This is a genomic window from Plantibacter sp. H53, assembly GCF_001650455.1.
GTDB classification, from domain to species: Bacteria; Actinomycetota; Actinomycetes; order Actinomycetales; family Microbacteriaceae; genus Plantibacter; species Plantibacter flavus_A.
Map to the genome: position 1 here is coordinate 54,959 of NZ_LWCT01000035.1, position 20,732 is coordinate 75,690.

The window sequence follows — 20,732 nt, forward strand, 5'->3', positions numbered from 1 at the left end:
ATCACGCGGTGCCACGATGCTGTGGACGATTCACCGAGGATTAACCAAGACGTGCATTGAAAGACACTCCGTTATGCCAAAATACAGGCTAGCCGCGGTGAACTCCGTCTGTCAGGGGTTCCCAGGGTCCGTTGTCGTTTTGTGATCGACCACCCGGCGTTTACACAGCTTGGGGGAGATGTGTCAACCGTTCATCCTGAGACTCCGCTGTCCGCTCCGGCCGCCGCTGTTGGTAGGTTTGCTTGGTGACTTCCACGACTCCGCCAGATCCCGCTCAGCAGCCGGCGCCTGCCGACGGCACGCCGACGAGTCCGGGCACGCCGAACACCGCCGATGCCGCCGGCGCACCTGCGCCGTCGACCCCTTCCGACGATCAGGCCGCTGCGGCACCGAAGCGCGCACCCCGCTCGACGACGCCTCGGGCTGCCGGAACGGCGAAGGCCCCGGCGAAGCGGCCGAGCACGCCCCGCACCCGCGCCACGTCGGCGAGCGAGACCTCGGGGGAGCCCGGGGACGCCACGAAGCCGGCACCCAAGACGACCACGGCACGCTCGACGACCGCTCGGACCTCGACGGCGAAGACCACGGCCACCAAGTCGACGACGGCGCGCACCACCGCTGCGAAGCGCACGCCCGCGAAGTCGGCTGCTGCAGCTGCCGATGCTCCGGAGGCCACTGCGTCGGTCGAGACGAGCACCACCCCGAAGACGCCCCGGTCGACGACCGCGCGCACCACCGCCGCGAAGCCGGCGACCAAGGCCGCCGGCGCCAAGACGACCACCGCCCGCACCTCGACGACGAAGTCCACGACGGCCCGGACGCCGGCCAAGCGCACGCCGGCGCGCACCAGCGTCGCGAAGCAGCCCGAACAGACGGCCGCCGCAGCCGCCGGCGTGCTCGACGAGGTCAGCGCACCGGGATCGGTCGAACGGCCGACGACGTCGACGCCCTCCGAGCAGCCTTCCCCCGAGGTCGTCGACCGGATCGCCGTCGAGGAGACTCGGGCCGACGCCACGCAGACCGAGACCCCGCCGACCGCGTCATCCATCGCCGGGGAGGCTGTGGACGACACGGCCCGGCAGGCGACGCCGGCACCGTCGGGGTCCGTATCGGTGGCGCCTCCGCGGGAGGAGGCCGTCACTCCGGTTGCAGCACCGAAGCGTCCTGCCGGCCGTCCCGCGCCGACACCGTCGTCCGCCGCCAACTCGTCACCCGCCGCGACGTCGCAGCGCAGCGAGGCCGACGGCGATGGCGCCCATCCCGTCGTCCTGTCGATCTCGGGACTCGTCAAGCAGTTCGGCGACACGGTCGCGGTGGACGGCGTCGACCTCGAGGTCCGACGTGGCTCGTTCTACGGCATCGTCGGGCCGAACGGCGCCGGCAAGACGACCACCCTGTCCATGGTCACGGGTCTCCTCCGTCCCGACGCAGGGTCCATCACGGTCCAGGGCGTCGACGTCTGGCAGGATCCCGCCGAGGCCAAGCGTGCGATCGGCGTGCTGCCCGACCGGCTGCGGCTCTTCGACCGCCTGACCGGCAGCCAGCTCCTGTACTACTCCGGCGTCCTGCGGGGGCTCGACCCCGCGACCGTCAAGTCACGGACCACCGATCTGGCTCGTGCCTTCGGTCTCGACGACGCGCTCGGCCGTCTCGTCTCCGACTACTCGGCGGGCATGACGAAGAAGATCGCGTTGGCAGCCGCACTCATCCATTCGCCGCGTGTCCTCATCCTCGACGAGCCGTTCGAATCGGTCGATCCGGTCTCCGCGGCGAACGTCATCGAGATCCTCCAGCGGTACGTCGCCAACGGCGGGACCGTCGTGCTCTCGAGCCACGGCATGGACTTCATCCAGCGCGTGTGCGATCACGTGGCCATCATCGTGCAGGGCAAGGTGCTGGCCGCCGGGTCCGTCGACGAGGTGCGCGGAACGGGCACGCTCGAGGAGCGGTTCGTCGAGCTCGCCGGGGGCCGCAAGTCGGCAGAGGGAATGGAATGGTTGCACAGCTTCTCCGACTGAAACTGCAGCTGACGCTCAACGCGTTCCGCCGCAGCCCCTGGCGACTGGTCGGGCTCGTCCTCGCGATCGCGGTCGGCGTGTGGATCGTCGTGCTCGCGAGCACCGGTCTCGTCGCGCTGCGTGGTGGCGACCCGGAGGTCACGCGCAACCTGCTCGTGCTGGCCGGATCGGCCGTCGTCCTGGGCTTCATCATCCTGCCGCTCGTCTTCGGTGTCGACGACCAGCTGGATCCTCGGGCGTTCTCGCTCTTCGGGCTGCCCAACCGCACCCTGTCGGCCGGCCTACTCGTGACAGCGCTCGTGTCGGTGCCGTCACTCGTCCTCGCCGTCCTCGCGGCCTCGTCGGTGGTCACCTGGTCGCGGTCGCCGCTGCCCGCCGTCCTCGCCGTGGTCTCCGCGGTCCTCGGCGTGCTGCTCTGCGCGCTCCTGGCCCGGATCGCCACCTCGATCTCCGCGAGCCTCCTCGCGACGCGTCGCGCCAAGGAGGTCATGGGTGTCCTCGGGCTGGTGCTCATCATCGCCGTGGCGCCGGCGATCATCGCCCTCACCACCGTGGACTGGCAGCGCGACGGGTTCGCCGTCCTCGGCCGGGTCGCTGACATCCTCAGTTGGACCCCGCTCGGCGCCGTCTGGTCGTTCCCCGGTGATGCCGCACTCGGCGGCATCGCGCCGGCGATCGTCAAGCTGCTGCTCACCGCGGCGACCATCGCGCTGCTCTGGTTCGCCTGGCAGGCGTTCGTCGCCCGACTGCTCGTGACGCCGGAACGCCTCGGGACGGGCCGCGACAGCACCGGTCTGGGCTGGTTCGACCTGCTCCCCGGTTCCCCGTCCGGAGCCATCGCCGCTCGGAGCATGACCTACTGGCTGCGCGACCCGCGGTACCTCGTCTCCCTCGTCATCATCCCGATCGCGCCCTTCATCTTCTTCGTGCCCATGCTCGTCGCCGGCATCCCGATGAACGTCCTCGCACTCGTCCCACTCCCGGTCGTGTGCTGGTTCCTCGGCTGGCTCCTGCACAACGACCTCGCCTTCGATTCGACCGCGGTCTGGCTGCACGTCGCCTCGGGGGTCCGCGGACGATCGGACCGGATCGGCCGGCTCTTCCCCGTGCTCCTCATCGGCATCCCGCTCATCGCGGTCGGGTCGACGCTGAGTATCCTGTTCTACGGCGACTGGGACGCCCTGCCGTCGATGATCGGTGTGAGCACGTGCCTGTTGTTCAGCGGTGCCGGTATCGCGAGCTTTGTGTCCGCGCGGTTCCCATACCCGACGTCGCTTCCCGGCGACAGCCCGTTCCAGCAGCCGCAGGTGCCGGGCAGCAGCGGCATGTCCGCGCAGTTCCTGAGCCTGCTCGGTACGGTCCTGCTCACGATTCCCGCCGGCTGGTTGGCCGTGCTCGGGCTCACCGGTGAGCCGAACTGGAACTTCGGGGCTCTCGCGGTCGGTGCGGGCACGGGCATCCTGGTCCTCGTGATCGGGATCTTCGCCGGCGGTCGCGTCTTCGATCGCCGCAGCCCCGAGATCGTCGGCTTCGCCAGCTCGCACTGACCCGACGTCGGCGACCGGATCGGCCCGCAGGAGACCCGGGTGCCGTCCGGCGGTACCATGGAGCCATGGCGCAGCATGACAGCACGAAGCAGCAGATGAGCACGATCGATCCCGGTGGCACGCCCGACGGTGGGAGCACGGCGATCATGGATCGTGAGCTCGAGGAGCTGATCGAGAGCGAGAACATCGAGCCCGGCGATCACGAGCGCTTCTCGCACTACGTCAAGAAGGAGAAGATCCTCGAATCGGCGTTGAGCGGCAAGCCGGTGAAGGCGCTCTGCGGCAAGAAGTGGACGCCGGGTCGCGACCCCGAGAAGTTCCCGATCTGCCCGGCCTGCAAGGAGATCTACGAGAAGCTCCTCCGCGACTGACGCTGGAGCGCACCGCGGCCGACGCTGAGACGCGTCGCCGCGGTCAGTCTTCGAGGTACACGGTCGGGAGTACGGGGTCGCCGCGGGTGAGGCTGACGGCCCGGGGTGGCAGTTCCCCCACCGCCTGTGCCCGGTGTTCCCTCGCCTGGCGCGTCCCCGCGGCGCCGAGGTACTGCTCGTCCACGAGTCCGCCTTCGACGAGCTGGACCATCAAGGGACGTTCCGAGGCGGCGTCGGCCGCACCCTCGTGTTCGCCGGCCGGACCGTCGCCGAGGTAGATACGCTCCTCGCGGGCGACCCCGTGCCGGTCGTAGGCCCGCGCAGCCGTCTTGCGGCCGCCGACGGTCGCCTTCTCGGCCGACTTCTTCGCGACACTGATCCAGTCGCCCTGGTCGTCACGGTGCGCCACGAGCTTGTAGACCATGCCCATGGCGGGGGAGCCGGAGCCGGTGACCACGGAGGTGCCGACGCCGTAGGAGTCGACCGGGGATGCGGCCAGGGCGGCGACGGCGTGCTCGTCGAGGTCGTTGGTGACCGTGATGCGGGTCGACGTGGCGCCGAGTCCGTCGAGGAGGCGGCGGACCTGGTCGACGACGATCGGCAGGTCGCCAGAGTCGATGCGCACGGCTCCGAGCTCCGGGCCCGCGAGGCGCACGCCGAGTCGCACGGCCTCCTCGATGTCGTAGGTGTCGACGAGCAGCGTGGTCCCGGCGCCCATCGTGTCGATCTGGGCTCGGAAGGCGTCCTCCTCGGAGTCGTGCAGGAGCGTGAAGGAGTGCGCGGCCGTCCCCATCGTCGGGATGCCCCAGCTGCGTCCGGCCTCGAGGTTCGAGGTGGCGCTGAAGCCGGCGATGTACGCCGCCCGGGCTGCGGCGATGGCCGACCGTTCGCCCGTCCGACGGGAGCCCATCTCGGCCAGGGGACGGCTGCCAGCCGCAGAGGTCATGCGGGCGGCAGCCGTGGCGACGGCGCTGTCGTAGTTGAACACGCTGAGCGCCAGCGTCTCGAGGATGACGGCCTCGGCGAACGTGCCCTCCACGACCAGGATCGGCGAACCGGGGAAGAAGACCTCGCCCTCGCGGTAGCCCCAGATCGAACCCGAGAAGCGGTAGTCGGCGAGCCAGTCGAGCGCCGTCGTGCTGACGACGCCCTCCTCGCGCAGCCACTCGAGTTCCGATTCACCGAAGCGGAAGTGCTTGAGCAGTTCGAGGAAGCGGCCCGTGCCGGCCACGACGCCGTAGCGGCGGCCGCCGGAGAGGCGTCTGGCGAAGAGCTCGAACAGGCACTCCCGATCCGCGGTGCCGCGATGAAGGGCGGCGTCCAGCATCGTGAGTTCGTATCGGTCGGTGAGGAGAGCTGAGGACTCGTGCACCTGTTCAGCCTAGCCGCGAGCGTGCTCGGAACGTGGTGATCGGTCGGTCAGCGACGTCGATCGGCAGGGGCGGTAGGCTGGGTCATCGTGAACGACGCACCCATCGGCATCTTCGACTCCGGCGTCGGCGGACTCACGGTGGCGCGAGCGGTCAGCGATCAGCTCCCCGCCGAGTCCGTGATCTACATCGGCGACACGGCTCACTCGCCCTACGGTCCGAAGCCCATCGCCGACGTGCGGCGCTACTCGCTCGAGGTCCTCGACTCGCTCGTCGACCAGGGCGTGAAGATGCTGGTGATCGCCTGCAACACCGCATCGGCGGCCATGCTCCGCGATGCCCGAGAACGCTATTCGGTCCCCGTGGTCGAGGTGATCCAGCCCGCTGTGCGGACCGCGGTCCGGAGCACGAGGAACGGGCGCATCGGCGTCATCGGGACCGAGGGCACGATCAACTCGCGGGCGTATCAGGACCTGTTCGAGGTCAATCCCGAGCTGACGGTGTTCGGCCAGGCCTGCCCCCGGTTCGTCGAGTTCGTGGAGGCCGGCGTCACGACCGGCCCCGACCTCCTCGAGGCCGCTGAGGAGTACCTGGCGCCGCTCCGGCACGCCGGCGTCGACACCGTCGTCCTCGGATGCACCCACTACCCCTTCCTCAAGGGCGCGATCAGCTACGTGATGGGTCCGCAGGTGTCGCTCGTCTCGAGCGACACCGAGACCGCGAACGACGTCTACCGCGTACTCGTCACCCGTGACCTGTTGCGCGACAGCAGCGAACCCGCCACCCACCGGTACGAGGCGACCGGGAGCAGCGCCGACGACTTCCTCGCCCTCGCCAACCGTCTGATGGGTCGGGAGATCTCCACCGTCTCGCTCGTTCAGACCGGCGTGATCGACCTTCCATCCCACCAGTTCGAGGAGCACATCCATGAGTGACATCGCGCGCGCCGACGGCCGCACCAACGACCAGCTGCGTCCCATCACGATCGAGCGCGGCTGGAGCGAGCAGGCCGAGGGTTCGGCACTCATCAGCTTCGGCCGGACGAAGGTCCTCTGCACGGCGTCCTTCACCAACGGCGTGCCGCGCTGGCTGAACGGCAAGGGTCGCGGCTGGGTCACCGCGGAGTACGCGATGCTGCCCCGTTCCACCAACGAGCGGATGGACCGTGAAGCGGTCAAGGGCAAGATCGGCGGTCGTACCCACGAGATCTCGCGACTCATCGGTCGGAGCCTCCGCGCCGTGATCGACACCAAGGCCCTCGGCGAGAACACGATCGTCATCGACTGCGACGTCCTGCAAGCGGACGGTGGCACCCGCACAGCGGCGATCACCGGCGCCTACGTCGCCCTCGCCGATGCGATCGAGTGGGCGCGCGGCAAGAAGTTCATCTCGCAGAAGGCGTCGCCCCTCACCGACAGCGTCTCGGCCGTCTCGGTCGGCATCATCGACGGCGTGCCCATGCTCGACCTCGCCTACGTCGAGGACGTGCGCGCCGAGACCGACATGAACGTCGTCGTCACCGGCGGCGGATCGTTCGTCGAAGTGCAGGGGACGGCCGAGGGTGCCCCGTTCGACCGCCGCGAACTCGACTCCCTGCTCGACCTCGCCGTCGGTGGCGCTGCGTCGCTCAAGGCCATCCAGTTCGAGGCCCTCGGACGCTGATGAGCGTCGAGATCGTCCTCGCGACGCACAACCAGCACAAGGTCGAGGAGTTCCAGCGGCTCGTCAGCCGCGACGTCCCCGGGATCACGGTCCTCGCCTACGACGGCCCGGAGCCCGTCGAGGACGGCACGACCTTCAGCGAGAACGCGTTGATCAAGGCTCGGGTCGCCGCCGCCCACACCGGCTCCATCGCGCTCGCCGACGACTCCGGCATCGGCGTCGAGATCCTGGGTGGATCGCCGGGCATCTTCTCGGCGCGCTGGGCCGGCTCGCAGCACGACTCGACCGCGAACCTCGCCCTCCTCCTCGATCAGCTGCGGGACGTGCACGAGGAGCATCGTGCCGCCTGGTTCGCCTGCCACCTCGCCCTCGTGGTGCCGCCTGGGATCGACGGGATGGAGCCGTTCGAGCACGTCGCCGTCGGCACCTGGCGCGGAGCCCTCGCGACGGAGCCGAGGGGGACCAACGGCTTCGGGTACGACCCGGCGTTCATCCCGGACGGCGAGCATCGGACGGCGGCGGAGCTGTCACCGGCTGAGAAGAACGAGCTGAGCCACCGCGCACTCGCCTTCCGAGCGCTCGTCCCGGTGCTGCAGCGGCTCGTGCCCGAGGGGCCCGCGTCGACCGCCAGCTGAGCATGATACTCAGGACCATTCCTATCTCGGCATGAACCCTTCCGCGGGCGCTGGGAAGCTCCTACGGTTGATGCATCATGGGTCACGATCACGCACACGCCGGCACCGCCAACCGCAGGAGACTCGCGGTGGCGATCGCCATCATCGCGACCGTCCTCGTGGTCGAACTCGTCGGTGCCTGGGTGAGCGGTTCGCTGTCCCTCCTCGCCGACGCCGGGCACATGCTGTCGGACCTCACCGGGCTGGTCATCGCGCTCGTCGCCACGATCGTGGCCGCGCGCCCGGCCACCGATCGCCAGACCTTCGGGTATCAGCGCGCGGAGGTGTTCGGCGCGCTCATCAACGCGCTCATCCTGATCGCCGTCGCGGTGTCGGTCCTCATCGAGGGGGTGTCCCGCCTCGTCGAGCCGGCGGACGCGGAGGTCAAGAGCCTTCCGATGTTGATCGTCGCCGTCATCGGTCTCGTGGCGAACCTCGTCGCCCTCCAGGTGCTGCGCGGCGGCCGTGACACGTCGATCAACATGCGCGGCGCGTACCTCGAGGTCCTCGGCGACCTCCTCGGTTCGATCGCCGTGATCATCGCCGCGGTCGTCATCATGCTGACGGGCTTCGCTCAGGCCGACGCCATCGCTTCGCTCGCGATCGCCGCGATGATCGTGCCGCGGGCGTGGTCGTTGCTCCGCGACGTCGTCCACGTCCTCAGCGAGTCCGCGCCCTCGGACACGGACGTGCAGGAGATCAGGGACCACCTGCTCGGCACCGACGGGGTCGTCGCCGTCCACGACGTCCACGTCTGGCAGATCACGTCCGGCCAGCCGGTCTTCTCGGCCCACGTCGTCGCCCGGCAGGAGGTGTTCGCCGACGGTGGCACGGGGGAGCTGCTCGACCGTCTCGGTTCGTGCCTCCACGACCACTTCGACGTCGAGCACTCGACGTTCCAGCTGGAGCCCGAGGAACACGCCTCCCACGAGGAGTCGCACCACCGCTGACGCGCGGGGCGGGTCCGGTTGTTGCGCCACTCGCGCGAGCGGCGCCACCGGCGATCAGACCGTGTCGTTCCCGCGGTCGCGCTTGAAGACGTCCTGGTCGGCGAGCTTCGAAGCCGCGGCCCGACGCTCCTCCTCGGTGATGGTGCCCTGCAGCGCCTTCGCTTTCCGGCTCGACTGGATGTAGTGCCAGGTGGTCGGGATGAGGGTGAGGACGACGGCTCCGATGAGGATGACGTCGATGTAGTTCTGCACGAAGGTGGCGACCGGGGGGATGTATCCGAGCAGGTAGCCGAAGAAGGTGAGCCCTGCGCCCCAGATGAGCGCACCGATGAGGTTGTAGAGCGAGTACTTCTTGTAGTTCATGTGGCCGATGCCGGCAGCGACCGGCGCGAAGGTCCGGACGATCGGGACGAAGCGCGCCAGGATGACCGCGAGGGCACCGAAGCGCTCGAAGAAGGCGTTCGTCCGCTCGACGTTCTTGATGCTGAAGAGACCGGACTCCTTGCGTTCGAACACCTTCGGCCCGAGTTTGTGCCCGATGAGGTACCCGACCTCGCCGCCGAGGAACGCCGAGAACCCGATCGCGAGGCAGACCCACCAGATGTCGATCTCGATGACGCGGGCGGACCCGAACGCGAGGAGACCGGTGATGACGAGCAGGGTGTCGCCGGGGAGCAGGAATCCGACGAGGAGGCCGGTTTCGGCGAACACGATCGCGCAGACCACGACGAGGGCCCAGGGACCGACGGCGGTGATGATGCCCTCCGGGTCGAGCCAGGGGATGAGGGCGGTGTGGACCATGCGGAGCTCCTGCTGTCGGGGGAGGGATGGAACGGCGTACGACGATGTCGCGTGCGGGAGAAGGGACTTGAACCCTCACGCTCGAAAGCACAGGAACCTAAATCCTGCGTGTCTGCCAATTCCACCACTCCCGCGGCCCGCTCAGTCTACGGGAGCGAGGTCGGGAACGTCCTGAGCTTCGGGGAGGAGCCACGGACAGCGGAGCCCGGGTCGGCCCGTGTATGCTCGGCTCCATGCGAACGACGTGTGCAACGAGCTGGTGGCCCGCCTCCTAGGCGGACCGCGCACGTGCACACACGACGACTCGACCGCCTGACAGGGCGGTCGTTCTCGTTCGGAGGCCCTGTCGGATCGGTCCCAGCCTGAGGACACCACCATGACCACCCTGCTCCACCGCGTGCTGCACGCCGGCCCCGATTTCCCGTTCGCGGTGCTCCGCCGACACGGCAGCGACACCGTCGACCTCTACACGGGTGAGGTCGTCGACGTCGAGTCGCTCGCCGACATCCCGCTCGGAGCCACCGGCGACGACCACCAGCCCGAGGTCCTCACGCTCGTGCCTTATCGCCAGGTGCGCGAGCGCGGTTTCGCGGCGATGGATGACGGCGCTCCGCTGCGCTGCCTCGTGGTGAGCGAGCGTGAGACGGTGACGCTCGACGACATGCTCGAGCGACTCCCCGCCGACGCTGTCCCGCTGGTCGACGGCGGGTTCGACGTCTCCGACGAGGACTACGCGTCGATCGTGCGCCGCGTCATCGAGGACGAGATCGGACGCGGCGAGGGCGCCAACTTCGTCATCCGACGCGAGTTCACCGCGACGACCGAGGTGCCGGCCGAGCGCGCGGTCCTCGCCTGGTTGCGGGCGCTCCTGTCGGGGGAGACCGGCGCCTACTGGACGTTCGCCGTGCACACCCCGGGCGTCTCGATGGCCGGTGCGACGCCCGAGCGCCACGTCGCGGTCGCCCGCGACGCTTCGACCGGTGAACGCACCGTCACCATGAACCCCATCAGCGGCACCTTCCGCCACCCGCGCTCCGGCGCGACGGGCGACGACTTCCGCGCGTTCCTCGGCGACGTCAAGGAGACCGAGGAACTCTTCATGGTCGTCGACGAGGAGATGAAGATGATGAGCCGGGTGTGCGCCTCCGGTGGACGCATCCTCGGCCCCTACGTCAAGCAGATGTCGCGCCTCACCCACACCGAGTACCTGCTCGCCGGGACGAGCGAGCTCGACGTCCGCGAGGTCCTGCGGTTGACGATGTTCGCACCGACGGTCACGGGCTCGCCCATGCAGAACGCGTGCTCGGTCATCGCCCGCCATGAGCGGAACGCGCGCGGCTACTACTCCGGTGTGCTCGCGCTGTTCACCCCGGTGGGCGACGGCGACTACGAACTCGACGCACCGATCCTCATCCGCACCGCCTATGTCGACGACGCAGGCCTCGTCCGCGTGCCCGCCGGTGCGACGCTCGTCCGTCACTCGGATCCCGAGTCGGAGGTCGCCGAGACAGCCGCGAAGGCGGCCGGCGTGTTGACCGCGCTCGGCGTCATGGCACCCGCCGAGCTCGGCCCGACCGTCGACCTCGCGGCGGAACCCGGTGTGCAGGACGCGCTCCGAGCGCGGAACGAGCGGTTGGCGTCCTTCTGGTTGCAGCCGCAGCACCCGGCGCCCGTCGGTTCATTGTCGGGCCGTACCGCGGTCATCGTCGACGCCGAGGACGAGTTCACCGCTATGCTCGCCCACCAGCTGCGCCACTTCGGGATGACCGTCAGCGTGGAGCACTGGTCGGCGGTGACCGACGCGCTCGTGGACGTCGACCTCCTCGTCGCCGGCCCGGGGCCGGGCGACCCGCTCGACCTCGCCGACCCGCGGGTTCGTCGGATGCACGAGATCGTGTCCGCGCGTCTTGCCGCCGGAGCGCCACTGCTCGCCGTCTGCCTGAGTCATCAGGTGCTGGCGATCCAGCTCGGGCTGCCGATCGAACGCCTCGACGCGCCACGACAGGGGCTGCAGCTCGACCTCGACCTCTTCGGTAAGCAGTCGCTGATCGGGTTCTACAACACCTTCACCGCACGGCTGGCGGGTGAGGCTCCGGTTGGCGGGGTAGAGATCGCTGCAGATGCGGGGTCCGGCGACGTGTTCGCGATGCGTGGTCGCGGGTTCGCGTCGGTCCAGGGGCACCTCGAGTCGGTGCTGTCGCGCGACGGACTCCGAACCCTCGGCTCGCTCGCGGGCCACGCGCTCGCGGGTGTCGCATCAGGGCGATCGGCTGCTGCCGTCGGCTCCTGAACGTCATACACCGCCTGGACGGTCGGTGATGCTGACCGTCCAGGCGGTGGACCGTGTGTGGCTGCTCGTCAGGCGTCCGCCTGGTCGAGCGTCGTGAACGGCGTGACGTCGGCCAGCTGCGGTCCGAGACCGATGTCGATGAGGCGGACGTCGCCGGCGTAGGCCGAGCCGGGTGGGATGAGCAGCCCGGCCTTCACCGCGCCGAAGGTGACCGTGACCTCCGCCGGCAGGACGGCGCCCTCGGGGACGCTTCCCTCGTCGGGGTCGATACCGCTCGGGACGTCCACGGCGACGACGGTCGGCCCGCCCGCGCTCTGCACGACCGGGAGGACCGCCTCGACGATCGCCTTCGGCGCACCGCGGAGCGTGGGGTTCCGGCTGGCCCCGATCCCAAAGACGGCGTCGACGACGAGCGCGGCGCCCTTGGCCTCGTCAGCGGTGTCGTCCGGCTCGGCGGGGGAGTTCATGAGGAAGCGGACGCCGGCCTCGACGGCGGCGGCGTAACCCGCCTCATGGGCGTGGTCACCGGTCGTGGCCACGACGAGGTCGAGTGGGACGTCGTCCGGACCGGTCGTGCCGGCGAGTTCCGCCGCTGCGAAGAGGGCGTCACCGCCGTTGTCGCCTGATCCGACGAGCAGCAGGATCTTCCAGAGGTCGGGTGCCTCGCCCTCGAGGCCCTCCGCGCGGTCGGCGAGCACCGCCCGCAGCTCCTCGGCGAGGCCGTGTGCGGCCCGTGCCATGAGCGGTTCCCCGGCGTCCAACAGCGGTGCCTCTGCGGCTCGGACCTGGTCTGCGGTGTAGCCGTTGATCATGGAGCCCACTCTTCCGGCTCGTGTCGACCGCCGCAAGCGGTTGCGATCGGGGACCGGCACCGGAACAGCCGCCGGATCGACCGGTTCAGGCGAGTTCGAGTCGGATGTCCGGGTGGCCGGCGAAGACCTCGAGGAGCAGGTCGAAGTAGGTCTTGCCCCGGCCGGCGTCGAGGTCGTCGAGCTGCGTGGTGATCCGGGCGGTGTCGAACGGTGCGCCCCGGTCGAGCTTCTCCTGCAACCAGGCGCGGGTGGCCTCGATGCCGAGTGCGGTGCGACTCGCGTCGTGGTCAGTCCAGACGAAGTGCACGTCCTCGAGATCGCGGAGCGCACCGATTCCGCCATAGAGGACGTCGTCGAGGGCGTCGAGGCTCGGGCCGAGATCCCAGTCCTCGTCCTGCATGAGCAGTTCGTTCATCACCCCGTAGAACGAGGCGATGTCGTGGATGCGGGAGCCGTCGATGCGGAAGGTGGTCGGCACGGTTCCCGAGCCTAGTGACCGGTTCATGGGGCGTCGAGCGAGTGGTGCTGTGGATAACTTCTGCGGGGTGTGGCCGGTGTTCGTCAGGATGGCCGCATGGGGACAGCGGCGGAGATCATCACGGCGCGCGTGCGCGACCGGGTGCGTGAGGAGTTCGGGGAGCCGGGTCGGCGTGGGGGAGCGGGGCGGATCGCCCGCGAGGAGGTGCGTCGCTATAACGAGCGGGCGTTGAACGACACGACGCCGCTGATCGACGACGAGCACGGGATGACGAGCGAGGTGCTCGCCGCGGTGACGGGGTTCGGTGCGATCCAGCCGTTGCTGGATGATCCGGGCGTCGAAGAGATCTGGATCAACGAGCCGACGAAGGTGTTCGTCGCCCGTGGTGGGGTGTCGGAGCTCACGGACGTGGTCCTCGGGGAAGGTGACGTCCGCGACCTCGTGGAGCGGATGCTGCGCGCCACCGGTCGACGGGTCGACCTCGCGAACCCGTTCGTCGACGCCTCGCTCCCGGACGGCTCGCGGCTGCACGTCGTCATCCCCGACGTCACGCGTCGGCACATGTCCATCAACATCCGCAAGTTCTCCGCGCGGATCCGCGACCTCGGTCAGCTGGTGGCCGCCGGGTCGATCAGCTACCAGGCCGCCGAGTTCCTCCGCGCCAGCATGACCGCGGGCGCGAACCTGCTCGTGTCCGGCGCGACCCAGGCCGGTAAGACCACGATGCTCGGCGCCCTCATCGCGGCGCTGGACCCAGCCCTCCGCATCGTCACCGTCGAGGAGACCTTCGAGCTCGCGCCGGGCAACCGCGACGTCGTCGCGATGCAGTGCCGGCAGGCCAGTCTCGAGGGCACGGGAGAGATCACGCTGCGTCGGCTCATCAAGGAAGCGCTCCGGATGCGGCCGGACCGCATCGTCGTCGGTGAGGTCCGGGAGGCGGAGAGCCTCGACCTCCTGATCGCCCTCAACAGCGGACTGCCCGGGCTCTGCAGTATCCACGCGAACTCCGCGCGCGACGCGATCGGCAAACTCTGCACGCTGCCACTGCTCGCGGGTCGGAACATCGACTCGGGGTTCGTACGCCCGGCCGTCGCGTCCTGTGTCGACCTCGTCGTGCACTGCGAGCTCGACCGGTCCGGACGTCGACGGGTGGCGGAGATCATCGCGGTCGGCGGGAGCGGGGAGTCCCACACGATCGAGGCTTCCACCCTCTTCGAGCACCGCGACGGAGAGCTCCGCGCGACCGGTCGCTTCCCGCTGAACGACGCGAAGTACCGTGCGGCCGGGATCTCGCTCGCCTCGATCCTCGCCGTCGGCGAGCGATGAGTCTCGTCGTCGGAGCGGTCCTCGCCGCAGGGCTCCTCCTCACCGTCGCCCCCTGGTGGTGGCCCGACCCTGAGCCGCTGCGCGACACCCTGGAGCGATGGCGGCCGGTCGCTGCGCTCCGCGAACTCCTGATCCTGGCCGGTCTGCCCGGTCGGTACTGGGCGGCCGCCATCGTGGTCTCCGTCCTCGCCGGACTCGTCTCCGGCGCGGTGGTCCAGGCGCTCTGCCGTGTCCTGCCGCTGACCGCCGTCGTCGCCGTCGCCGGACTCGTCGCACCGGTCATCGTGCTCCGAGCCCGCGCCATCTCGCGACGTCGCCTGCAGCGGGGACTGTGGCCGGATGTCGTGGACCACCTGTTGTCCGCGATCCGGTCAGGGCTCTCGCTCCCGGATGCGGTGGCCGCGCTCGACACCGTCGGACCCGCACCGCTCCGCCCGGCGTTCGCCGCGTTCAGCGCCGACTACCGGGCTGCCGGCCGCTTCGCCGACGGCATCGACGACCTGAAGACCGCGCTCGCCGACCCTGTCGCGGACCGCATCCTCGAGACGGTGCGCATGGCCCGCGACGTCGGAGGCACGGAATTGCCGGCGGTGCTCCGAGCGCTGTCCGCGGGGCTGCGCGAGGAGTCGGCCATCCGAGCCGAGGCCGAGGCGCGACAGTCCTGGGTGGTGAACGCCGCGAGGCTGGGCGTCGCAGCACCCTGGGCGATCCTCCTGCTCCTGTCGTCCCGGCCGGAGGCGTCCGCCGCCTACAACTCCCGGGAAGGAGCGGTCCTGATCATCGCCGGCGTCGTGGTCTCCGCCCTCGCCTACCAGGCGATGCTCCGCGTCGGACGCCTCCAGCCCGAACGACGGTGGTTCCGGTGAGTGCCGACGGAGCGTGGGCGCTCAGCCTCGGAGCCGTGCTCGGGGTCGGCCTCTGGGCGCTCGCGATGCTCCTGCCGGCACTCGGACGACCGCGGCTCGCGGACCGCATCGCCCCCTACGTCGCCGACCTCTCCAGCGACGCCCGCTCACAAGCCGCGCGCCGCTCGACCGACCCGCTACCGGTCCTCGGGACCCTGCTGGTGCCGGTCCTCCGGGCCGTTCGATGGTCGCTCGGCCTGGTCGGCGCCGATCAGGAACTCGTCATCCGTCGATTGGGTCAAGCCGGGGGACCGACGCTCGAGCGGTACCGACTGCTGCAACTCCTGTGGGGGCTCGGCGGCTTCGCGGTCGCCGCGGCGCTCGCCGTGTTCTCCTTCAGCAACGGACGACTGGCGCTCCCGTTCGCCGCACCGCTCCCCGCGGTCGGGGCGGTGGCCGGAATCGTCCTCCGCGACCAGCTGCTGGCACTCGCCGCCAGTCGCCGCCTCGCGCGGATCGAGGAGGAGCTGCCGACGGTGCTCGAGTTCCTCAGTCTGAGTCTCGCGGCGGGCGAGGCGATCACGGACGCCATGGACCGCGTGGCGCGCATCGGGTCCAGCGGGGAGCTCGGCAGGGAGTTCCGCCGGGTGATGGCGGACGTCTCCACCGGTATCCCGTTCGCCACCGCACTCCGGCAGTTCGAGGCACGACTCGCGATGCCGATGCTGTCGCGATGCGTCGACCAGATCCTGGGCGCGCTCGAACGCGGCACACCGGTCGCAGCCGTGCTCCTCGATCACGCACACGATGGACGCGACATCGCCAAACGCCGTCTCCTCGAATCCGCCGGGAAGAAAGAGGTCGCGATGCTCGTGCCGCACAACTGCGGATTAACACCTTTCCACTGGACGCCTGTAGCCTCATCGGCGCAGGCGCACTGGCGTACCTAGTGCATGTCGGCGCAAACGGCTCTGAGCTGTCGCTGAGAGGCCCGGCAAGCCCAGCCTGGCCCGCCAAGCTATGCCTGGCCAGCCCGGCGGGGCAGCCATACCCAGGGCGCGCACGGCTACGCATTACCAGGGCGACTCGCCCTCTGACCTGGGCTTTGTGCCCGCCACTTGGCCCAGCGCTGGCTAGTGGGCATAATAGTACACATGGTTGCTACTGTCAATCTCGTCTCACATGGCACCCTCGTGTCGAGGTGGAGCGATCGCAGGGGCGCGTGGGTGCCGCTGCCAGGCTTCCGGCCGGAGCTCGGTGAGGGTTATGCCCTCATCTGGAGTCCTACAACCGGGGACCCGAAGGGCGAGATGCACGTTCGGTACAAGTTCCCGGGCGGTGCTGAGGTCACTCAGACACGGCTACACTTCCTCTTGGACGCGGCGCGCACCCTTGGCCGCACGGAGATCAGTCTCGACTAGCTCTCCCAAACACTTGGTCCTCACGACCCGCTTGACGGGTAAGTCGACTTCTAACTGAACAAACCTCAGGACCCTCAGCGGGGACCTTCTTCAGGCACGTTTTCGTGCCCCCCGCTGAAGGGTCCTTTCTCGTGTCCAAGACACATCTGCAGCGCCTCGCCATGGAAAAGGCGCAGGCATTCGCACCCCGCACCGCACCTGATCCCGAGCGCCGTGCACAAGCCTGGCGCAACCTGGCCGAAGCCAAGATAGCCGACGCGATAGAGCGAAACCTGGCTGGGGCGCCACCGCTCACGCCTGACCAAATCAAGCGTTTGTCGGGACTGCTCGGGACGGGGCGCCAGCGATGACCCGACGTTTCACCCCGGCCAGCTACCCAGGCAAGAAGCGCCTGACCGAGGCCGAGCAGAACGAGGAGTTGCGCTCCGGCCCTCCTCCCGAATGGCTGGAGCCGTGGGTCAAACGCGGGGTCATGCTCGCCGATCTGACGAAGCACGGCTACGGGTACATCCACGTCTACAGCATCGCCGGGTCGTTTCAGTACGACTTCGCCTCGTGGCCCACTGAGGAAGCCTTCCGTTGGGGTCTGCTTTCGCTCTGGGAGCACCACTTGGGTCGCACCCCCGCGGTCGACCGCACATACCCCAAGTGTGAGGAGTGCGAGGGAGTCGTGTACTTCGCGCCGGATCAGTCCGCGCGCGTGCGCGTGGTGATCGAGCTTGACGAGGAAGAGCCGGAGGCCGGCGAGTGACCAATCCCGACACCGCGCTCAGTCTGGCCCGTGCGGGCTTCTACGTGTTCCCAATGACTCCCCGAGGCCAGTTCCTCCAGGGATTCGGCTGGGACAGGGGCGCATCGCGCTCGCTGAGACAAATTCGTAAGTGGTGGGCCGACGATCCACGTCAGCGCATCGGTGTTCACTGTGGTCTCAGCGGCATCGTGGTTGTGGACTTGGATCGCAAGAACGGCAAAGACGGCTTTGCGAGCTTGGAGAAGGCGGGCCACGATCTCCCTCGCACTTTCAACTATGCGAGTCGCCGCGGCAACGGCGCGCACCACATTTACCGGGCACCGGAGGGCATAGAACTCACCATCGACCGCGACCTCAACGGCATGCCCGGTGTGGACATTCGCAGCGGCATCGGCCTAATCGTCTATAACGGGCCAACCCTGACCAAGAAGCCCCGACTGGCCCCCGCCCCGGAGTGGGCGATTGTCCACAAGAAGGACGGTTGGGACTACGACATGGCCGACCTGGAAGTGTGGCTCGAGGCCGAGGGCAGCCCCGCCGACGCGATGCAGAAGGCGAGCGTTGCAAAGGCGCGCAGAATGGCGACCATCTTCCCAGAGGACGGAGTGGACAACGGCGACCTCCTTCGGCGGATCACCCCGCTCGTATCAGGGCTGACGTTTGGTGGCGGTCGACGGGAAGCGTACGAGGCCGCGCGGGCACGGTACACCAACGACTACCCCGACCCGAAATACCTCATCGCGTTCGACCGGGCGTGGGCAAAAGCTATTACGCGGGTCCAAAGCGAAGTGCGAGCGGACAGAAAGTCGAAGGTCGCCAGGGTCACGCCCGGGGGCGCCGACAGCAGCGTACGGGCGCTCCAACTCACCCCCGCGTCGGCCATCAAGCCTCGCCCGGTCAAGTGGCTGTGGGACGGCCGGATCGCCATCGGCACACTGGCGCTGTTGGCAGGGCGGGAGGGCATCGGCAAGTCGACTCTGGCCTACTGGCTCGTCGCTCAGATCACTCGTGGGAGGCTTCCGGGTGAGTTGTCTGGCAAGCCTCGCGCGGTGCTGATCGCCGCGACTGAGGACTCGTGGGAGCACACCATCGTGCCGAGGCTCATCGCGGCGCGGGCTGACCTCGACAAGGTGTTCCGAGTAGCGGTACGCAGTGCCGATGAGGTCTACGTCGGCATGAACGTGATCAAGGACCTCAAGCTATTGGAGCAGGCTGCTGCGCAGGTCGATGCGGGGTTGCTCCTACTTGATCCGCTCATGAGTCGCCTGGGTGATCAGGACACGCACAAGGACTCCGAGGTTCGCGTGGCGCTGGAGCCGATTGTTGATGTTGCCGACCGCGTGGGTATGTCGGTGCTTGGGCTTATTCATCACAACAAGTCCGGTAGCACCGATCCGCTCCAGCTCATCATGGGATCGAAGGCGTTCACCGCAGTAGCGCGGAGTGTCCACACGGTAGTGATCGACCCGGACGACGAGGAAGAAGAGCGCAAGCTGTTCGGCACCCCGAAGAACAACCTGGGGCGGGCCAATCTGCCGACGTTGTCGTTCACCATCGTGTCGGCTGCTGTGGACACTGACGAGGGCACAGCCTGGACCGGGCGGCTCGAATGGGGTGCTGAGGTCAGCGAATCCATCAGCGCCGTGATGGAGCGCTCGGGCACGGAGAACACTGACCGCACCGCCCTCAAGGAAGCGGCGGAGTGGCTTCACGACTTCCTCTCGATGACGGGTGTGGTCGGGTCGGCACGCGTCAAAGACGAAGGCCGCAAGGCCGGTCACTCGGAGTCAGCTCTCAAGCGCGCACGACATCGCGTCAAGGTCGAAACCCGCTCGGAGGGGTTCCCTCGAACGACGTTCTGGTATTTGCCGGGTAAGGAAGACGCGGCACAGTCCCCTGCTGTTGGGCCAACGCCGGGGGAGCGGTAATGACTGGCCTAACTAACCCCACTGAACCAACTGGCCCAACTGCCCCAACTGCTGCAACTAGTGCAGTGGGGCCAGTGGGGCCAGTCAGCCCGGTCCCCCTACGGACGAACCAACAGGCAGCACCTGATCCCGCAAAAAGCTCAAGGCTGTATGGACATCTCACGCCTGACGCAGGAGGACCGAACCGTGGCCGGTAGCGCTTACGACGCCTGGGGCGCCCTGAACGATGCGCTGGAGTGCTACGCGCCAGGTTGCAGCGATGTGCCTCTCTTCGTCGCAGACTCTCGAACCGACGAGCAGCGGGGCGAGTGCGCGTCGATCTGTGCCAGGTGCCCCATCACTGATCTGTGTGACGCATACGCGAAAGCGCCCAAGGCCGACGGCTACTGGGCTGGGGCCGACCGTGGCCCGAAAGGACGTACCTAACGATCGACCCCCGAGCCGGGGCGGTACTTCCTCGGCGACCATCCAACAAAGGAGAAGGAACACTATGAGCAAAGTAACGAAAGTCCAGAACACGCTGACCTCGGCGCTGCACGGTTACAAGGATCAGGCCGCGCAAGTGAAGGATGCGCACCGCATTGCCCGCCAGGCGATCAAGGATGACCCGATGACCAGCGACCTCGCCAAGCGGGGCAAGCTGGATGCCCTTGCCTCCGAGACCAAGAGCAAGCTCGCCGCACTGAAGGATGAGCAGGCGGGATTCATCAAGGGTTTGCGTGACAAGGCCGAGCGGGATCTTCGCGGACCGCAGTCGTCGGATGCGAACTCGATTCTGCTGCGCCGTGATGCTGCCGCCCGCGCCCGCAAGATCGACGACAAACGCGAGGCTCTCGACGTGCTCGAAGATGCGATCCGGAACGGCGACTCGGAGATGGCACACGCGATCGGCACGCGGGCACGGAACACGGGAATGGTCGGCGTCGCGGAGGTCTACCAATCTGCATTCCCCGACACGGCCGAGGCTGCGGAGGTGCTGGCCTACGTCGAGGCGAACGGGAGCGGGGCGGCGCTGAACATGAGTAACAGCATCACGTTCTCTGCACCCCAGGACTGATCGTTTCCACCGTCATCCAGGGGCTCTCTCGCGTGGCGAGGGGGCCTCTGGCGTGCATGCAACCGTCTTGCAGTCGCCAGATCCGAGAGCGTGCGCTGAGAGGGGTTCGTGGATGGCAGGAACTGGCGACGCTCGCCAGGGTCTAGATCTCGTCGAGAGCGAAACTTATGATTCGAAACATAGGTGCCATTTGCCATAAGGGTCCCCTTCAGGCATAGTTCACGTTATTCGAACATTCGTTCGAATATGAACGAAGGTCGCGCACATGCCAGCAATCACCCGTCATTACATCGTTACCGCTCTCAGCGAGGACCGATACACCGCTCGCTGCGAGTACGAGGTAGACGGTGAGGCGCAGTTGTGCCACATCGCAATCGGCGGCTTCTCCACCAGGACCGCGGCGCGTGAGGCTTGTAAGCGCGGGTACCCTG

Annotated in this window: 19 protein-coding genes and 1 tRNA gene; 15 read left to right on the top strand and 5 right to left on the bottom strand. The window is 68.4% G+C overall.

Annotation, left to right across the window (positions count from 1 at the left end):
- Window positions 1-245: 245 nt before the first annotated feature.
- From A4X17_RS19835 to A4X17_RS13530, 3 genes are all read left to right on the top strand, one after another.
- Window positions 246-2,018 carry an ATP-binding cassette domain-containing protein gene (locus A4X17_RS19835; RefSeq protein ID WP_369808463.1) on the top strand — a complete coding sequence of 591 codons (1,773 nt, stop codon included), beginning with the start codon at window positions 246-248 and terminating at the stop codon, window positions 2,016-2,018.
- Window positions 1,994-3,565, top strand: coding sequence for a hypothetical protein (locus A4X17_RS13525; protein ID WP_064296202.1), 1,572 nt, complete (start codon window positions 1,994-1,996; stop codon window positions 3,563-3,565). The genes A4X17_RS19835 and A4X17_RS13525 overlap by 25 nt, the downstream gene beginning before the upstream one ends.
- A 95-nt stretch (window positions 3,566-3,660) precedes the next feature.
- Window positions 3,661-3,936 carry a DUF3039 domain-containing protein gene (locus A4X17_RS13530; RefSeq protein ID WP_064296346.1) on the top strand — a complete coding sequence of 92 codons (276 nt, stop codon included), beginning with the start codon at window positions 3,661-3,663 and terminating at the stop codon, window positions 3,934-3,936.
- 43 nt (window positions 3,937-3,979) lie between these two features.
- On the opposite strand, the gene A4X17_RS13535 is transcribed toward A4X17_RS13530, so the two are convergent.
- Window positions 3,980-5,308: a nicotinate phosphoribosyltransferase gene (locus tag A4X17_RS13535; RefSeq protein WP_082916173.1), complete on the bottom strand. Its 1,329-nt coding sequence runs from the start codon at window positions 5,306-5,308 to the stop codon at window positions 3,980-3,982.
- 87 nt (window positions 5,309-5,395) lie between these two features.
- On the opposite strand from A4X17_RS13535, the gene murI reads away from it, so the two are divergent.
- The 4 genes from murI (at window position 5,396) to A4X17_RS13555 (ending at window position 8,592) form a co-directional block, all read left to right on the top strand.
- A complete protein-coding gene (gene murI / locus A4X17_RS13540) occupies window positions 5,396-6,241 on the top strand; it encodes a glutamate racemase (RefSeq protein ID WP_064296203.1) in 846 nt (281 codons plus the stop codon).
- Entirely contained in the window at window positions 6,234-6,968 is a 735-nt protein-coding gene (gene rph / locus A4X17_RS13545) for a ribonuclease PH (protein WP_064296204.1), read from the top strand. The genes murI and rph overlap by 8 nt, the downstream gene beginning before the upstream one ends.
- The gene (gene rdgB / locus A4X17_RS13550) at window positions 6,968-7,603 is read left to right on the top strand and encodes an RdgB/HAM1 family non-canonical purine NTP pyrophosphatase (RefSeq protein WP_064296205.1); all 636 of its coding nucleotides are present in this window, start codon (window positions 6,968-6,970) and stop codon (window positions 7,601-7,603) included. Before rph ends, rdgB begins: the two co-directional genes overlap by 1 nt.
- Window positions 7,604-7,680: 77 nt before the next feature.
- The gene (locus A4X17_RS13555; RefSeq protein ID WP_064296206.1) at window positions 7,681-8,592 is read left to right on the top strand and encodes a cation diffusion facilitator family transporter; all 912 of its coding nucleotides are present in this window, start codon (window positions 7,681-7,683) and stop codon (window positions 8,590-8,592) included.
- 54 nt (window positions 8,593-8,646) lie between these two features.
- Here the strand turns inward: A4X17_RS13555 and A4X17_RS13560 are convergent, their stop codons facing one another.
- Window positions 8,647-9,393, bottom strand: a complete 747-nt coding sequence (locus A4X17_RS13560; RefSeq protein ID WP_064296207.1) for a DedA family protein — start codon at window positions 9,391-9,393, stop codon at window positions 8,647-8,649.
- A 52-nt stretch (window positions 9,394-9,445) separates the two neighbouring features.
- Window positions 9,446-9,527: transfer RNA gene (locus A4X17_RS13565), tRNA-Leu, on the bottom strand.
- A 242-nt stretch (window positions 9,528-9,769) separates the two neighbouring features.
- Between A4X17_RS13565 and A4X17_RS13570 the strand changes: the two genes are divergently transcribed.
- Window positions 9,770-11,683 carry an anthranilate synthase family protein gene (locus A4X17_RS13570; protein ID WP_064296208.1) on the top strand — a complete coding sequence of 638 codons (1,914 nt, stop codon included), beginning with the start codon at window positions 9,770-9,772 and terminating at the stop codon, window positions 11,681-11,683.
- Window positions 11,684-11,751: 68 nt separating this feature from the next.
- Here the strand turns inward: A4X17_RS13570 and A4X17_RS13575 are convergent, their stop codons facing one another.
- Both A4X17_RS13575 and A4X17_RS13580 read right to left on the bottom strand, forming a co-directional pair.
- The gene (locus tag A4X17_RS13575; protein WP_064296209.1) at window positions 11,752-12,495 is read right to left on the bottom strand and encodes an NAD(P)H-hydrate epimerase; all 744 of its coding nucleotides are present in this window, start codon (window positions 12,493-12,495) and stop codon (window positions 11,752-11,754) included.
- A gap of 85 nt (window positions 12,496-12,580) precedes the next feature.
- Complete coding sequence (locus A4X17_RS13580; RefSeq protein ID WP_231884395.1) at window positions 12,581-12,973, bottom strand: ribonuclease inhibitor; 393 nt, start codon at window positions 12,971-12,973, stop codon at window positions 12,581-12,583.
- A gap of 96 nt (window positions 12,974-13,069) precedes the next feature.
- On the opposite strand from A4X17_RS13580, the gene A4X17_RS13585 reads away from it, so the two are divergent.
- The 7 genes from A4X17_RS13585 (at window position 13,070) to A4X17_RS13615 (ending at window position 20,301) form a co-directional block, all read left to right on the top strand.
- Window positions 13,070-14,299 (top strand): CpaF family protein, encoded by a 1,230-nt coding sequence (locus A4X17_RS13585; RefSeq protein WP_064296211.1) that lies wholly within the window; start codon window positions 13,070-13,072, stop codon window positions 14,297-14,299.
- The gene (locus tag A4X17_RS13590; RefSeq protein WP_064296212.1) at window positions 14,296-15,165 is read left to right on the top strand and encodes a type II secretion system F family protein; all 870 of its coding nucleotides are present in this window, start codon (window positions 14,296-14,298) and stop codon (window positions 15,163-15,165) included. Before A4X17_RS13585 ends, A4X17_RS13590 begins: the two co-directional genes overlap by 4 nt.
- Window positions 15,162-16,094 (top strand): type II secretion system F family protein, encoded by a 933-nt coding sequence (locus A4X17_RS13595; RefSeq protein ID WP_064296213.1) that lies wholly within the window; start codon window positions 15,162-15,164, stop codon window positions 16,092-16,094. The genes A4X17_RS13590 and A4X17_RS13595 overlap by 4 nt, the downstream gene beginning before the upstream one ends.
- Before the next feature lie 602 nt (window positions 16,095-16,696).
- On the top strand, window positions 16,697-16,915 hold the full coding sequence (locus A4X17_RS19310) for a hypothetical protein (RefSeq protein ID WP_157583522.1): 219 nt from the start codon (window positions 16,697-16,699) through the stop codon (window positions 16,913-16,915).
- Window positions 16,912-17,316, top strand: coding sequence for a hypothetical protein (locus A4X17_RS13605; RefSeq protein ID WP_064296215.1), 405 nt, complete (start codon window positions 16,912-16,914; stop codon window positions 17,314-17,316). Before A4X17_RS19310 ends, A4X17_RS13605 begins: the two co-directional genes overlap by 4 nt.
- Window positions 17,313-19,244: an AAA family ATPase gene (locus tag A4X17_RS13610; protein WP_064296216.1), complete on the top strand. Its 1,932-nt coding sequence runs from the start codon at window positions 17,313-17,315 to the stop codon at window positions 19,242-19,244. The genes A4X17_RS13605 and A4X17_RS13610 overlap by 4 nt, the downstream gene beginning before the upstream one ends.
- A gap of 490 nt (window positions 19,245-19,734) precedes the next feature.
- The gene (locus A4X17_RS13615; protein WP_064296217.1) at window positions 19,735-20,301 is read left to right on the top strand and encodes a hypothetical protein; all 567 of its coding nucleotides are present in this window, start codon (window positions 19,735-19,737) and stop codon (window positions 20,299-20,301) included.
- The last annotated feature ends 431 nt before the right edge of the window (window positions 20,302-20,732 follow it).

Excerpts from the sequence above, each read along its gene's own strand:
- A4X17_RS13525 (WP_064296202.1), top strand. The coding sequence starts at position 1,994 with ATGGTTGCACAGCTTCTCCGACTGAAACTGCAGCTGACGCTCAACGCG.
- A4X17_RS13530 (WP_064296346.1), top strand. The coding sequence starts at position 3,661 with ATGAGCACGATCGATCCCGGTGGCACGCCCGACGGTGGGAGCACGGCG.
- rph (WP_064296204.1), top strand. The coding sequence starts at position 6,234 with ATGAGTGACATCGCGCGCGCCGACGGCCGCACCAACGACCAGCTGCGT.
- rdgB (WP_064296205.1), top strand. The coding sequence starts at position 6,968 with ATGAGCGTCGAGATCGTCCTCGCGACGCACAACCAGCACAAGGTCGAG.
- A4X17_RS13555 (WP_064296206.1), top strand. The coding sequence starts at position 7,681 with ATGGGTCACGATCACGCACACGCCGGCACCGCCAACCGCAGGAGACTC.
- A4X17_RS13560 (WP_064296207.1), bottom strand. The coding sequence starts at position 9,393 with ATGGTCCACACCGCCCTCATCCCCTGGCTCGACCCGGAGGGCATCATC.
- A4X17_RS13570 (WP_064296208.1), top strand. The coding sequence starts at position 9,770 with ATGACCACCCTGCTCCACCGCGTGCTGCACGCCGGCCCCGATTTCCCG.
- A4X17_RS13575 (WP_064296209.1), bottom strand. The coding sequence starts at position 12,495 with ATGATCAACGGCTACACCGCAGACCAGGTCCGAGCCGCAGAGGCACCG.
- A4X17_RS13585 (WP_064296211.1), top strand. The coding sequence starts at position 13,070 with ATGGGGACAGCGGCGGAGATCATCACGGCGCGCGTGCGCGACCGGGTG.
- A4X17_RS13590 (WP_064296212.1), top strand. The coding sequence starts at position 14,296 with ATGAGTCTCGTCGTCGGAGCGGTCCTCGCCGCAGGGCTCCTCCTCACC.
- A4X17_RS13605 (WP_064296215.1), top strand. The coding sequence starts at position 16,912 with ATGACCCGACGTTTCACCCCGGCCAGCTACCCAGGCAAGAAGCGCCTG.
- A4X17_RS13615 (WP_064296217.1), top strand. The coding sequence starts at position 19,735 with ATGAGCAAAGTAACGAAAGTCCAGAACACGCTGACCTCGGCGCTGCAC.